A 13,488-nucleotide genomic window follows, 5' to 3' on the forward strand; every position below is an offset into this window, starting at 1 on the left:
TAGTTTTTCCTGTAAGGGTGTGGGGATTAGTGAAAAACAACCGGTTTGTTCATCTGCACTTGCACAGTGAATACAGTTTACTGGACGGGGCGGCGCGTATTAATCATGTGGTCAGGGCAGCTGCAGATAAAGGCATGCCGGCACTGGCCATCACTGATCACGGGGCGATGTTTGGAGTGGTGGAATTTTATAAAAAGTGCCGTGAGGAAGGTATTAAACCCATTTTGGGCTGCGAGGTATATGTGGCCCCCAGGACTATGAAACACCGTACTCCCAAGGTGGACGACCGGCTTTACCACCTGGTACTGCTGGCGGAAAACCAAGAGGGCTATCAAAATTTAATCAAACTGGTGTCCAAGGGTTATACCGATGGATTTTACTATAAGCCGCGGGTTGACAAAGAAGCGCTTTTTGAGCATGCCAAGGGAATAATAGCGTTAAGCGGTTGTGTGGCCGGGGAAGTTGCCGCTCACGCTGTAGCCCAAAGGCCGGAAAAAGCCAGGCAGGCGGCAGCGGAATACCGCGATATTTTCGGTGCCGGCAGCTTTTTCCTGGAGCTGCAGGATCATGGTTTCCCCGAACAAAAAGTGGCCAACCGGGAGTTGATCAGCATCAGCAGAGAAATGGGGCTGCCGCTGGTGGCAACCAACGATGTGCACTATACAGAGCAGTCCCATGCGGAAATTCAAGATGTGCTGATGTGTATACAAACCGGTAAAACGGTGGATCAGGCGGACAGGATGAAGTTTCAGTCCGATCAATTATATTTAAAAAGTGCGGAAGAAATGGCCCGCCTGTTTGCTGAAGAGCAGGAAGCTTTAACAAACACGTTAAAGATAGCTGAACGCTGTAATGTTAAAATTGATTTCGGTCAGATGCACCTGCCCTATTACGACGTTCCCCGGGGATATACCGCTGAAAGTTATTTAGAATTTCTGTGCTATCAAGGGGCGCAGAAAAGATATGGCCAGCTGTCCCCGGAGGTAGAGCACAGGTTGAAGCATGAATTAAACATTATTCAAAAGATGGGTTTTTCTGCCTATTTCTTAATTGTAAGAGATTTTGTCCATTATGCGAAAAAAAATAATATTCCGGTGGGGCCGGGTAGAGGCAGTGCTGCCGGCAGCATTGTGGCCTATTCACTTGGTATTACCAATATCGATCCCCTGAGATACGGCCTGCTGTTTGAACGTTTTTTAAATCCCGAACGGGTTTCCATGCCGGATATTGATATCGACATCTGCCAGGAGCGGCGGGGGGAAGTAATTGATTATGTGGTACAAAAGTACGGTGCCGATAAAGTGGCCCAGATTATTACCTTTGGTACCATGGCGGCCCGGGCGGCCATTCGGGATGTGGGCCGGGCATTAAACCTGCCCTATGCTTATGTAGACAAAGTGGCTAAAATGGTGCCGGCGGAGTTAAATATGACCATTGAAAAGGCGTTAAAACACTCCCCGGAACTGAAGCAGCTGTACCAGTCTGACGCGGAAGCCAAAAAACTCATTGACACTGCCGGTGTTTTGGAAGGAATGCCCCGGCACGCTTCCACCCATGCAGCGGGGATAGTGATTTCCCGGGAGCAGCTGACTAATTATTTACCGCTGCACCGTACCTCTGATGGTTCCATTACCACCCAGTTTCCCATGGGTACGGTGGAAGAGCTGGGACTGTTAAAAATGGATCTGCTGGGTCTGCGCAACCTCACTGTTATCCAGCAGACGGTGGACATGCTGCTGCAGAACGGCGTTCAGCTGGACATCGAAAATATCCCGCTGGATGATGAAAAAACATATCAAATGCTGGCCCGGGGAAACAGTGCCGGTGTTTTTCAGCTGGAATCCAGCGGTATGCGGGCAATATTAAAGGAATTAAAACCCACCGTCTTTGAAGATTTGATAGCGCTGGTGGCGCTGTATCGTCCCGGTCCGCTGGGCAGCGGTATGGTGGAAGATTTTATAAAGAATAAGCATGGTTTGCGGCAGGTGGACTACCTGCACCCGGACTTGGAACCGGTATTAAAAGAAACCTACGGGGTAATACTGTACCAGGAGCAGGTAATGAAAATTGCTCAAATTATGGCCGGCTACAGCCTGGGACAGGCTGATTCATTAAGAAAGGCCATGGGCAAAAAAATACCGGCTATTATGAAGATGCACCGGGAATGGTTTATTCACGGTGCCACCTGTGATGAAAAGGGCCGGCCGCTGTCCAGCCCCATTCCCGGGGCGCTGGCCAAGGGATATTCTCGCCAGCTGTCGGAAAAAATCTTTGATTTAATGGAATACTTTGCCGGGTACGGATTTAATAAAAGTCACTCTGCTGCCTATGCACTGGTGGCCTACCAAACCGCTTACTTAAAAGCAAATTACCCGGCCTACTATATGGCGGCCCTGCTGTCATCGGTGCGGGACAATACAGACAAGGTTTCCGCCTATATAGATGAGTGCCGGCGCATGGGTATTGAAGTGCTGCCTCCCGATGTCAACGAAAGCCAGGAAAGCTTTGCGGTGGTGGGAGGAAAAATACGCTTCGGCTTAACTGCAGTTAAAAACGTTGGCGTGGGTGCGGTGCGGCAGATAATTGCCAGCAGGCAGGCAGAAGGTTATTTTAAAAATTACAGTGATTTTTGCCGGCGTATTGATCCCCGCTCGGTGAATAAACGGGTGCTGGAAAGTTTGGTAAAAGCGGGTTCCTTCGACTCCCTGGGATATGGCCGGGCACAGCTGCTGGCGGTAGTGGAAAAGGGGCTGGAATTGGCTCAACAGGCCCAGCGGGATCGTGAAAGCGGCCAAATCAGCCTATTAGATATTTGGGGAGAAGAAAATCCCCAGATACAGGAAATTGAAATACCCGATGTGCCGGAATATTCACCGGCAGATTTGCTGGCCATGGAAAAAGAAGCGTTGGGTTTGTACATCAGCGGTCACCCGCTGGAAGAATATCAAAATGTGTTTCGAGATGTGGCCAGTCACCGGTTGTCGGAATTGGGCGAGCTGGAAGAACAGCAGACGGTGGCGGTGGGGGGGATGATTTCCACCGCCCGCACCATTACCACTTCCAAAGGTGAAATGATGGCCTTCGCTGCCTTGGAAGACATAACCGGGGGCTGTGAACTGGTTGTTTTTCCCAGCGTGTACCGCAGGTGCAGCGGTGCACTGCAAAATGATCAGCCGGTAATTGTCGTTGGCCAGGTGCAGAACAGCGAAGGGGAAATAAAAGTGCTGGCCAAAGAAATAGTTCCGCTGGATAAGTTGAATCGCGTGCTGTACCTGCGCTTGAAAGAACCGGATCAGCAGCTGCAGCGGCAGATATTGGAGATTATAAAAAATTACCCGGGGGAGCAGAGGGTTAATATTTATTACAGCGGCAGCAAAAAAGTAAATAAATTGTCTGCCGGTTACTCGGTGAAAGCACCGGGACCGGTGGTGTACCGGCTGCAGCAGCTGCTGGGTAAAGATAACGTGGTGGTTAAATGGAAGGCGGTAAAGTACAAAGAATTTACCACCGCCCTTTCAAGCAGGCGGGTAAATAAACAAACTTACCGGGAACAGTCTGCCGCTGTGGAAGAAGTACATGGGTACGATGGCGGCTTCCGCTCCCTGCTGGATTTTTAAAAATGAACATGTGTATTATGAATACAAACTGTTTCTTGTCAGTAGGTCAATAATATGATAATATATGTTAAATATAGGAAAAAAGGGTGATATGCATGAATGATGCACTGGCCATTGCCGGAGAATATGTGGTTGTTAAGGCCCTGGATAACGGGGTTACAATAATCGGTCTGACGCGGGGTAAGGATACTAAATTTCACCATACAGAAAAGTTAGATAAAGGGGAAGTAATGATTGCCCAGTTTACCGAACACACATCGGCGATAAAAATACGTGGGCGGGCTGAAATAATGACCAAGCACGGTATCATTACCAGCGGTGAGTAATCATTTTTGCATACACAGGGCATTAGTATCCAGAGTAAAGACTCTGGATATACTTATGTTAATTAGATGCAGACAAAAAATTGTGAACAAAAAAAGGATTGTACGGCCCTTTGTAGAAAAATGAATTGACGTTTTAGCAAAATTGGGGGGGCGTCAATGTGTGGACTGTAGTATATATTGCGCAAAATAAACTTGAGGCTGAAAGGTTACAAGAAAAATTAACTGCAGAAGGTTTACTGGTGAAGACAAAACCCATTGGAGGCAGTAAGGATGCTGAAAACAGTGCTTATGAAATATTAGTTCCTGCTTCAGAAGTTGATGAAGCCATGGAAGTGATGAATTCCTTTTAACGTCCTTGCATATAAGGGAGAGGTGTAAGAGTTTTGGTTTTAGATTTTTTCCGTAAACAAAAGTACGTTACGGTAAAAGCAGATACTGAGAAAAAAGATATACCCGAAGGGTTATGGGTAAAATGTACTAACTGTAACGAAATAATATACACCAAGGAATTAGAAAAAAATTATAAAATTTGTCATAAATGTAATTTTCACTTTAGAGTAGGTGCCAGGGAACGAATTGACATGGTGCTGGACCCGGGCAGCTTTATAGAATATGATAGTCAATTAGTATCCGGCAATCCTTTAAACTTTGCCGGCTATGAGGAAAAGCTGTTAAAAGCTCAAGAAATAACCGGCCTGAGGGAAGCGGTGCTCACCGGTGAAGGTACTATCGACGGTCACCGTGTGGTGCTGGCGGTGATGGATTCCCGGTTCATTATGGCCAGTATGGGCTCGGTGGTGGGAGAAAAGATCACCAGGGCAATTGAAGCAGCACTGGAAAAGAAATACCCGTTAATTATTTTTGCCACCTCCGGGGGAGCGAGAATGCAGGAGGGTATATTGTCACTGATGCAGATGGCCAAAACATCTGCAGCGCTGGCCAAGCTGGACCAGGCCGGAATTTTATACATTTCAGTGCTCACCGACCCCACCACCGGGGGGGTAACAGCCAGTTTTGCTTCCCTGGGGGATATTATCATTGCTGAACCGGGTGCACTGATTGCTTTTACCGGTCCCAGGGTTATTGAGCAGACCATTAAACAAAAATTGCCGGAAGGATTTCAAAGAGCCGAGTTTATGCGTCAGCACGGGTTTGTGGATATGATTGTAACCCGTGACAAAATGAAAAAAACGCTGGCAAACATTCTTGCGCTGCATACTGAGGAGGAATAGATATGGCCAGCTTACTGGACTTCGAAAGACCAATAACAGAACTGGAAGCTAAAATTGAAGAGCTGAAGAAATTTGCCGAAGAAAAAGAGATAGACCTGGATGCGGAAATCAAGAAATTAGAGCAAAGGGCGGAAGAACTGAAGAAATCAACATATAACAACCTGATACCATGGCAAAAGGTGTTAATCGCCCGGCACGGGGAAAGGCCCAATACGCTGGATTACATTAAATTATTAATCACTGATTTCATGGAACTGCACGGTGATCGTCTTTACGGAGATGACCCGGCGGTGGTTGGCGGCATCGGCCGCTTTGAGGGCAGGCCGGTTACAGTTATCGGCCATGTTAAAGGAAAGGACACCAAGCAGAACGTAGCCCGCAATTTCGGCATGGCTCACCCGGAAGGCTATCGCAAAGCACTAAGATTAATGAAGCAGGCGGAGAAATTCAACCGGCCTGTGCTTTGTTTTGTAGATACACCGGGGGCATACTGCGGCATGGGAGCGGAGGAAAGGGGCCAGGGCGAAGCCATCGCCAGGGACTTAATGGTAATGTCAGCGCTGAAAGTTCCTTTAATTACAGTTGTTATTGGGGAAGGCGGCAGCGGTGGTGCGCTGGCTTTCAGTGTAGCCGACCGGATACTGATGCAGGAACACTCCATCTTTTCGGTAAGTTCCCCGGAAGCCTGTGCCAGCATACTGTGGAAAGATGGAAGTAAAGCCCGGGAAGCGGCAGAGGCACTGCGGCTGACAGCCCAAGATTTAATGGAACTCGGGGTGATTGATGGTATAATAAAAGAACCGCTGGGCGGAGCCCATAGAGATTATAAACTGGCAGCAGAATTCATCTCCCGGGAAATCAGCAAACACCTAAACGAACTGCTGCAGTACCCCGTAGATACACTGCTGGAAAAAAGATATGAGAAGTTTAGAGCAGTGGGACAGATCGGCTAGAATAATACAGGACAATTAAAAATTTAGAATGAAAATGAAGAATTAGTTTGGGCTTGACGGCCCAAACTATATTATAATTCTTCTGTTTGAAGAAATCATTAAAGGACACCGGCTTAGTAAATATTTAATAAAAAAATAAAAAGCAGGTGTCTTTTTGTAAGTGGGAGGTAAATTAATGCAGAGAATAGCTGTTATGACCAGTGGAGGAGATGCGCCGGGAATGAATGCCGCAGTAAGGGCGGTGGTAAGAAAGGCCATCTATCACGGGATGGAAGTAATTGGTATTAATAGGGGTTACAATGGCTTTATTGAAGGCGACATGTGGCCCATGAATCTGGGTTCGGTGGCAGATATTATTCACCGCGGGGGCACGGTACTGCACACCGCCCGGTCAAAAGAATTTACCACTCCTGAAGGTAGGGCCAAAGCATACGAAAATGTAGAACGGTTTGGCATTCAGGGATTGGTGGTAATAGGTGGAGACGGGTCTTTTAAGGGTGCCAAAGTGTTCCATGAGGAATACAATTTACCCGTGGTGGGAGTGCCCGGTACCATTGATAATGATATACCTGGAACAGACTATACCATTGGTTTTGATACCGCGGTTAATAATGTTGTCGATGCCATAAATAAGATTAGAGATACGGCAACATCCCATGAAAGAACATTTGTGGTGGAAGTGATGGGGCGCAACGCTGGTTTTATTGCTTTAAAAGCGGGGCTGGCCGGTGGGGCGGAGACCATACTGGTTCCGGAAGTTCCCTTTGATATCAACAACATTTGTAATAAATTGATGCGTGGGGTTAAAAGAGGAAAGCTGCACAGTATTATCATAGTGGCCGAAGGAGCGGCCAGCGGGTTGGAGATAGGTCAAAAAATTAAAGAATTAACCGGTTTTGATACCAAAGTAACCATCCTCGGCCACCTGCAGAGGGGCGGCATTCCCACCGCCACCGACAGGGTTATGGCTTCCCTGCTGGGTTCCAAAGCGGTGGAAGTATTGATGAACGGACATACCAATAAAGTAGTGGGTGTACGCAATTCAGAAACCATTGCTTATGATTTGGATGAAGTGTTTGGAAAGAAAAAAGATTTGGATACAGAAATGCTGGAACTGGCAAACATATTATCGATCTAAAACGTACTAAAAACGGGGGGGAAACCTTTGAGACGTACTAAAATTGTTTGCACCATCGGTCCGGCCAGCGAAGATGTGGAAATATTAAAAAAAATGATCAGGGCCGGTATGAATGTAGCCCGGATGAACTTTTCCCACGGCACCCATGAAGACCACGCCCGCAGAATATCTTTAGTTCGCCAGGCAGCTGCAGAAGTGGGGAAAAATATTGCCATAATGCTGGACACCAAAGGCCCGGAAATAAGGCTCGGTGTTTTTGCTGAAGAACCGATACTGCTCAGAGCAGGAGATGAATTTATCCTCACCACGGAAGAAATTCAGGGTGACAACAGCAGGGTTTCTGTAACTTATAAAGACCTGCCCAGGGATGTTACCAGGGGTGGGAAAATACTGGTGGCCGATGGCTTGATTGAGTTAGAGGTCATAGAAATAAACGATACCGAAGTACGCTGTAAGGTGGTTAACGGGGGGGAATTGAAGAGCCGTAAAGGAGTCAACCTTCCCGGGGTGCAGGTAAACCTGCCCGCTCTCACCGAAAAAGATATAGAAGATATTTTATTTGGTATTGAGCACCAGGTGGACTTTATTGCCGCTTCTTTTATTAGAAATGCGGACAACGTATTAACCATAAGAAAGATTCTGGAAGAAAACAATGCTGATATCGACATTATCTCCAAAATTGAAAATCGTGAGGCTGTAGATAAATTTGATGAAATACTGAAGGTATCCAATGGCATTATGGTTGCCCGGGGTGATTTGGGGGTAGAGATACCCGCCGAAGACGTACCCATGATTCAAAAAACATTAATAGCCAAGTGCAACCTGGCCGGCAAACCGGTTATTACCGCCACCCAGATGCTGGAGTCCATGACCCACAATCCCAGGCCCACCAGGGCTGAGGCATCGGATGTGGCCAATGCCATTCTTGATGGTACCGACGCCATTATGCTGTCCGGTGAGAGTGCCGCCGGTAAATACCCTGTGGAAGCAGTAGAAACAATGAACCGTATTGCCGTTAGAGTTGAAAAATCATTCCCTTATGGCAAACACTTTAAAAAATTTAGTAACGGTAAAGCCAAAACGGTTACAGACGGCATCAGCAGCGCGGTGTGCAGCGTTTCCGCCGATTTGGAAGCAGCGGCCATTTTATCAGCCACCGCTTCCGGTCATACCGCGAGAATGATATCTAAATACCGGCCCCGGTGTCCCATTGTGGCGGTAACTCCAAACCCAAAAGTACTGCGTAAAATGGCGCTGGTTTGGGGAGTGGAACCGCTTTTAGTAAGAAAGATTACAGGAACTGATGAAATGATTGCAGAGACAGTAGAGGTGGCCCTGGCCTCAGGGATAATTAAAGCCGGGGACCTGGTGGTTATTACAGCGGGTGTGCCTGTGGGTATACACGGGACAACTAATTTACTTAAAGTACATACCGTGGGTAATATTTTAGCCCGCGGCACCGGTATCGGCAGCAGAGCTGTTACAGGTCAGGTTAAAGTTTGTCGTACAGTAAAGGATGCCCGGGAAAAGATTAAAGATGGAGACATTATGGTGACCGTTGGCACCGATAAAGATTTTGTTCCCTATATGGAGAAATGTTCTGCCGTAGTTACCGAAGAAGCGGGGTTAACCTCCCATGCTGCCATTGTGGGACTGAATATAGGTATTCCGGTGGTGGTGGGAGTGGACGGCGCCACCGGTATTATTCCCGACGGGGAAATGATTACAGTTGACGGGCCAAGGGGATTAATTTACATTGGCACGGCGCGGGTAATGTAATAAATAATCTTAACATAAATTTAACATTTTTTTGATTTTTAATTAACATGTCCATCCTATAATTAGTTTCAGTGTTGCAGGCGGGGATAAGAACTGCATAAGATGCGGTTCCGATCCTTGCCATAAAAGTATAAATAAAAACCCACTGCCCGGCAGTGGGTTTTTTTGTAGGTGCCGGCGGAAAGACAGCTTGTGGAACGGTGTTTCCCCTCTTTTTTGTCTTGTTAAGTTATGTAAGCAGGACATAATAACGTTGAGGGGGAATTAAGATTGGAGCAGTTAACAGGGGCAGTTTTTCAATATTTAAGTCAGCTTGGCGGCATAGGCTTGTTTGTGGCGGTATTTATTGATGCACTGGGCATACCTTTTCCCGGTGGTTTAATGATTGTTATGTCCGGCTTTTTAATTCAAAGAGGTGATTTGGGAGTAGTAGAGGCTGTTTTGGCCGTTGTGACAGGATACCTGTCCGGAGCTGTTGCAGCTTACTTTGTTGGTAAACATGTGGGTTACCCGACCATAAAAAAATACGGCAGGTACCTAAAAATTACTCCCGAAGGTTTTAAAAAGGGACAGCAATCCTTAAAGCATTCAGCTGCCGCTTATTTAATTATAGGACGTTTTATACCTGCGGTGGGCAACATTGCACCCTACATGGCCGGAATCAGCGGACTAAAAATAATCTGGTTTGTATTATACAGTTCTGTCTTTGCCCTGCTGTGGGGAACTTTTAACTTATCTGTGGGCTATATTTTTGGGCGCAGTTGGCATAAAGCCGGCGAATTAATAGGTACGAACTCCTGGCTTGCGGCGGGGAGTTTGATACTTCTGTATTTTGGTTACAAGTATTACCAGCATAAAAAATTAAATAAAAATTTTATTGGGGGAGAATGAATTGACTGTTGTATGCCTGGGTGACAGTATTACCGCGGGTTACCCGTACGAAAAAGAAGCATCCTGGGTACAATTGTGTGCAGAAGATTTAAATTTGAATTTAATAAATGCCGGAATTAATAACCATACCACCGGTGATATGCTGGCCAGGTTTAACAGGGATGTTACTCCCCACCGGCCAAAGGCGGTGATAATACTGGGGGGGACCAATGATGCCTGGCAGGGGGTGCCCATGGAAAAAACAAAAGAAAACTTTAAACGAATGATAGATATGGTTTACGCAATTAATGCCCAATCTATTCTTGGTTTGATACCCCCGATTATTAAAGATAAAGTACAGGCCTGTTTCCAGTTAAAAGATGTGGAACAGTTTAACAACCGGCTTATAAAAATAAGAGACTGGTTAAAGGTGTTTTCCGGGGATAAGAAAATACTATTGCTGGATTTTTACACTCCCCTTTGTAAAAATGGTACCGGCCGGGGAGATCCAGCACTTTTTGTAGATGGCGGTCATCCCAATCGTCGGGGTTATCGTCTTTTAGCGGAAAGTATTAAAGCTGATTTGCAAAATATAGAAAAATAACAGCTATTGTAAAATGTGCATTTTATAGTATAATAATCTAAAAAATGGCCTCCAAGATTTCTTGGGGGCTATTTTTAATTTTTTAACAGGTCCCCATAAAAATACTTCCCCCATCGTATCATTAATTAAAGCCGCCCTGCCATACGAAACCGGTGAGCGGCGTACAAATGGTGCCGGGCTCAGCAGGGCAGCTTTTTCAGGGTAGAATGCCGGAAAAGGGAGGAAGGGGAGACAGAAGGAGTGAAGATATTTTGACTGCGCTGGAACGGGTACTGGAAGAGAAACTGCATAGTGCTCAAAACGGGGATGCGGATGCGCGGGAACAGGTACTAAATGCCGGTAAGCCGTTTGTGCTGCGTGTGGTAAGTACATTTTGCCAGCGAAAATTGGAATGGGGGCGTGATGATGAACTTTCCATCGGGTTAATAGCTATGAATGAAGCAATTAATCGCTACTCCCATCACAAACAAATCCCTTTTTTAGCTTTTGCCAGAATAGTGATAAAAAGTCGTTTGAAAGATTTTTTTCGCCGGGAATCAAAGCACAACGCCATTTCTTTAGAAAACAAGACAGTGGAAGGCAGTGAGTATCTGTACAGCGGTGCCGAGAATACCCAGGCTTGGGATAAGCATATAAAAGAACTGGTGGACAGGGAAAGGAAAGAAGAGATTTTGGAGTTTGGAAAACTGCTGAAGCAATTTGATCTCAGTTATGAAGAACTGGTAAACGTATCACCCAAACACCGGGACTCCAGGGAAAATTTAATCCGGACAGCATGGCAGCTGGCAAACAACCAGGATTTGATGAGTTACCTGCTGGACAAAAAGCGCCTGCCCATTGCGGAGCTGAGTTTGCTCACCGGTGTTAAAAGGAAGACTTTAGAGCGCGGCAGAAGGTATATTGTTGCCCTGGCCCTTTTATTTTACCACCGGGAGAATTTTATTTACATGTACTCTTATCTTAAGCTGACTAACTGGGGAAAGGGAGGAGCCTAAAATGGCTGTGGTTAAGGGTATGTTAGTGCAGAAGGATGGAAAAAAAGGCATTTTAATGACACCGGACGGCAATTTTGTAAAAGTAGTGCTGCCGGATAAACCGGTGCAGCTGGGCGAAGAGATTGAAGCCAGGATAGCACCGGTAAAAAGACCGGTAAAAACCATGTTCTTAGCAGTGGCAGTTTTGGTACTGGTACTGTTAATACCCGGGTATCATTATATTTTTTCAGCCCAGGCCATGGCCTACGTAACCATGGACATCAACCCCAGTATAGAGTTGGCCGTAGATGAAAGGATGAACGTGATAAAAGCCCGGGGGATTAATTTGGACGGCAAAAAAATTATTTCAGAAATAAATATAACCGGTATGCAATTATACCGGGCGCTGCCCCTGCTGGTGGAGCAGGCCATTAAAGAGGGCTATATAAAAAGCGGCCAAAACAATGTGATACTTTCTACCGTTACAATTGCCGGTAAAGAGAAAAGTCCGGCACTGATAGAAGAAACAAAAGTTCAACAGGCCATTAACAAGCCGCTGGAAGATAAAAAAATCAACGCCCGGGTTTTGGTAAAACAAGCGGGGGAAAAAATTCGCCGGGAAGCTGAAAAGTGCGGCCTGTCAGCAGGTAAGTATCTAATATACCAGCAGGCCCAAAAACAGGGTATAAAAATATCTGTTGAGGAACTGAGCAGCCAAGGAATCAGTCAGCTGGAGCAGAATAAAAAAATCCAGTTAGAAAAACTGCTTCAAGACCCTGCACCACCGGGACAATTGAAAAAATTAAAAAAACACCTGGATGAAAAAAATACCCAGCGGGTGCCTTTAAAAGCAAACAATCAATTGCCGCATTTCCCCCAAAACAGTAATGACACACCGGAAGTACAGGAGAAACGGGTTCTGCCGGAGAAAGTGAAAGAAATAAAAGAAAAAAATAAGGGATCGTTACCGCCAGGGATGGATAAGAAACTTAACAATTCCCGGAACGATGATCAAAATGATGATCAAAAGCAGGAAAAACGAGAGGAGCAGCGGATGCCGCCGGGGCAGATGAAAAAAACGGAGCGGCAGTTACAAGGTAAACAAAAAGAGATTAAAGACAACCCACAGCCGCCTGCTTTAAAAAAATGCAAAACAAAAGCGGAGAAAAATAATAAAAAGTGACACCTTTGGCCGGGGAAGTTTTTTATAAATTTTTGCATTAAGGACTAATTTTAAGTAAAGTTGGGCAGTATAAAAAAAGGGTTTGCAATGGCTGAGCCCAGACTGCCGCAGGGTTTACTATGTTAGGCTCTGTGCGTGGTCGGCCAAAGGTCGATTTTGGGTCCGGGGGGCTCAATGTTGGCCGGAGGGAAGACCGGCAGGTGTAATGGCAGGCTCTGCAGCGGTCTGAAGGATCGTTTTAGGGTCACAAATTATATTTGCTGGTCGAGCTGAGATTATCATGGGTTCCGAATAGTTTGGTGCTGGTGCCGAACTATGCTGGGGTCTGCCCTGGTCGAGAGATCACGGTGGGCTTCTCAGGGATCCATGATAGTCGAGCAAAGGTCATTATGGGTTTCGTAATGGTTCTTGGCAGCCGAAAGGTTGCCCGGGGCTGTGTAGGGATCTATAATGGCTGTAGCGAAGGTCATTGCAGGCTTTAGTCAAGGCTCTTCCTCAACAGAAGGGCCTTGATGCTTTTTACCACTGCCCGGATAAAAAATATGCCGGACAAAACAAATTTCTTTCCAAAACACTTGAAAAGAAACATAAATAGTGGTAATATGATAAATGTCGCCGGTGAACGGCGGCAAAAAAAATTAAAAATACCAGTTGACATCAAGGGACAAAGATGTTAAACTAAATCTTGCCGCTGAACCAGGCGGCCCAAAAACTGGTAGCGATCCTTGAAAACTAAACAGTGAGAGATGGATGTCAAGGGCGATAAAGCCAATGGATATTTTATATTGAACAGGAGAGCTGGAAGAGCTTAT

Annotated in this window: 11 protein-coding genes; all 11 read left to right on the forward strand. The window is 46.1% G+C overall.

From position 1 onward, the window contains the following. The first annotated feature begins 29 nt into the window (after window positions 1-29). The 11 genes from JOC37_RS08170 (at window position 30) to JOC37_RS08220 (ending at window position 12,676) form a co-directional block, all read left to right on the forward strand. A complete protein-coding gene (locus JOC37_RS08170; RefSeq protein WP_338017367.1) occupies window positions 30-3,617 on the forward strand; it encodes a DNA polymerase III subunit alpha in 3,588 nt (1,195 codons plus the stop codon). A 95-nt stretch (window positions 3,618-3,712) separates the two neighbouring features. Continuing rightward, window positions 3,713-3,943, forward strand: a complete 231-nt coding sequence (mtrB, locus tag JOC37_RS08175; RefSeq protein WP_204617870.1) for a trp RNA-binding attenuation protein MtrB — start codon at window positions 3,713-3,715, stop codon at window positions 3,941-3,943. Between the two features lie 158 nt (window positions 3,944-4,101). Then, window positions 4,102-4,293 (forward strand): glutamate decarboxylase, encoded by a 192-nt coding sequence (locus tag JOC37_RS08180; RefSeq protein ID WP_204617872.1) that lies wholly within the window; start codon window positions 4,102-4,104, stop codon window positions 4,291-4,293. 33 nt (window positions 4,294-4,326) lie between these two features. Further along, on the forward strand, window positions 4,327-5,175 hold the full coding sequence (gene accD / locus JOC37_RS08185) for an acetyl-CoA carboxylase, carboxyltransferase subunit beta (RefSeq protein ID WP_204617874.1): 849 nt from the start codon (window positions 4,327-4,329) through the stop codon (window positions 5,173-5,175). A gap of 2 nt (window positions 5,176-5,177) precedes the next feature. After that, window positions 5,178-6,128 (forward strand): acetyl-CoA carboxylase carboxyltransferase subunit alpha, encoded by a 951-nt coding sequence (locus JOC37_RS08190; RefSeq protein ID WP_204617876.1) that lies wholly within the window; start codon window positions 5,178-5,180, stop codon window positions 6,126-6,128. 175 nt (window positions 6,129-6,303) lie between these two features. Further along, complete coding sequence (gene pfkA / locus JOC37_RS08195; protein WP_204617878.1) at window positions 6,304-7,266, forward strand: 6-phosphofructokinase; 963 nt, start codon at window positions 6,304-6,306, stop codon at window positions 7,264-7,266. Between the two features lie 27 nt (window positions 7,267-7,293). Continuing rightward, window positions 7,294-9,045 (forward strand): pyruvate kinase, encoded by a 1,752-nt coding sequence (gene pyk / locus JOC37_RS08200; protein WP_204617880.1) that lies wholly within the window; start codon window positions 7,294-7,296, stop codon window positions 9,043-9,045. A 270-nt stretch (window positions 9,046-9,315) separates the two neighbouring features. Beyond that, a complete protein-coding gene (locus JOC37_RS08205) occupies window positions 9,316-9,936 on the forward strand; it encodes a DedA family protein (protein ID WP_204617882.1) in 621 nt (206 codons plus the stop codon). Between the two features lies 1 nt (window position 9,937). Continuing rightward, entirely contained in the window at window positions 9,938-10,519 is a 582-nt protein-coding gene (locus JOC37_RS08210) for an SGNH/GDSL hydrolase family protein (RefSeq protein ID WP_204617884.1), read from the forward strand. A gap of 251 nt (window positions 10,520-10,770) precedes the next feature. Next, complete coding sequence (sigI, locus tag JOC37_RS08215; RefSeq protein WP_238480830.1) at window positions 10,771-11,514, forward strand: RNA polymerase sigma-I factor; 744 nt, start codon at window positions 10,771-10,773, stop codon at window positions 11,512-11,514. A gap of 1 nt (window position 11,515) precedes the next feature. After that, the gene (locus JOC37_RS08220; RefSeq protein ID WP_204617886.1) at window positions 11,516-12,676 is read left to right on the forward strand and encodes an anti-sigma factor domain-containing protein; all 1,161 of its coding nucleotides are present in this window, start codon (window positions 11,516-11,518) and stop codon (window positions 12,674-12,676) included. Window positions 12,677-13,488 lie beyond the last annotated feature (812 nt).

It is taken from the genome of Desulforadius tongensis (genome assembly GCF_016907915.1).
Taxonomy (GTDB): domain Bacteria; phylum Bacillota; class Desulfotomaculia; order Desulfotomaculales; family Desulfohalotomaculaceae; genus Desulforadius; species Desulforadius tongensis.

Coding starts and splice junctions, on each gene's coding strand:
- mtrB (WP_204617870.1), top strand. CDS start 3,713: ATGAATGATGCACTGGCCATTGCCGGAGAATATGTGGTTGTTAAGGCC.
- JOC37_RS08190 (WP_204617876.1), top strand. CDS start 5,178: ATGGCCAGCTTACTGGACTTCGAAAGACCAATAACAGAACTGGAAGCT.
- pfkA (WP_204617878.1), top strand. CDS start 6,304: ATGCAGAGAATAGCTGTTATGACCAGTGGAGGAGATGCGCCGGGAATG.
- JOC37_RS08220 (WP_204617886.1), top strand. CDS start 11,516: ATGGCTGTGGTTAAGGGTATGTTAGTGCAGAAGGATGGAAAAAAAGGC.